Consider the following 1,161-nt stretch of genomic DNA (forward strand, 5'->3'; position numbering starts at 1 on the left):
GTAGTAATGAGCTATGATAAAGCTAAGCTGAAAAAAGCATTCCAAACAGAAACTGGAATTACTTCTTCTGGTAGTTTAGAAGAATTAAAATACAACACTTGGTTACTTAACAAGATTAAAAGTAATCCGACTCAATTAGTAGACTTCTATTATGAACTTACCGGTTTAACCGAAGAACAGTTTTACTACTTGTTAGGAACAGCAGCTAATGTTACTTTCCCTAACCCGAAAAATAACCCTGAAAATGCAACTAACAATGGTACTGTACGGTTTGTTATGCAGGACGCACATGGATTGGATATTAATTACATTAAAAGCCTTAACCTGACCAACGCCACCCGTTCTAACAACATTACCAACAACAGTCAGTTAACTTATGATCAGATTAAACAGATCGGAATCGACGCTGCAAATCTGGCCAAACAGACTTTCAAAAATGAATTGGGTATTGATTTGGAAAAAGACGACATGGATCTTGCTATTCTAACTTCTGCGGGTTACATCTATCTCAATGGCCAAACCACAGAAGCAACTTGGGATGGAATATTCGATGTTTTCGGTTCCAGACTAAGCAGATCAACTCTCTTACCAATTCACATGGGAATATGGAAACCACTATGGTTCACTTTCGTGTTAAGAGGTCTAGATGGAAACACTATGAACACAGTTTACCTCAGATACAACTCTAACAACAACTCGTTCTTTGTGGGTACCAATACCAATAGTAGTCAGGTGAATGATATAGGGCCAAAGGCCTTGAACAACGCTACCAAAGTGAGTAACTTAAGTAAATTTGTTATTCCAGATGGTAACTGGGCCAATATCCAGAGCATTGCCAATGCCTGGAGAAATGACCCGGCCTTTGACCAGCTCATAACATTCCTCTTCCACAACCACGCCTGTCCTGGTGTACAGCCTGGATTCTTCATGACTGATTATATACAGAAGAATTTCCCATTAAGTGGCAATCAGAGCTACTTCTGGACTGCTTCCAGTATATATTGTAAAGATGACAGCCTGATCTACTTACTAGGTGTATCTCCTGGAATGGGAAGTTACATGAACCAGAGAATGACCAATGATGAAACTGCTTCTGAATATTTACCTGGTGGAACTGAAGAAGGAATTATAGTGGTATGGGATTCTGTTACTAAGACTGGA

General features: G+C 39.3%; 1 protein-coding gene. It reads left to right on the forward strand.

Annotation, left to right across the window (positions count from 1 at the left end):
- Positions 1-1,161, forward strand: a 1,161-nt coding sequence (locus Q8S25_RS09160) for an FmdE family protein (protein ID WP_305536995.1), incomplete at both ends; no start/stop codon positions are given.

This window comes from Sediminibacterium sp. (assembly GCF_030695065.1).
Lineage (GTDB): Bacteria > Bacteroidota > Bacteroidia > Chitinophagales > Chitinophagaceae > Sediminibacterium.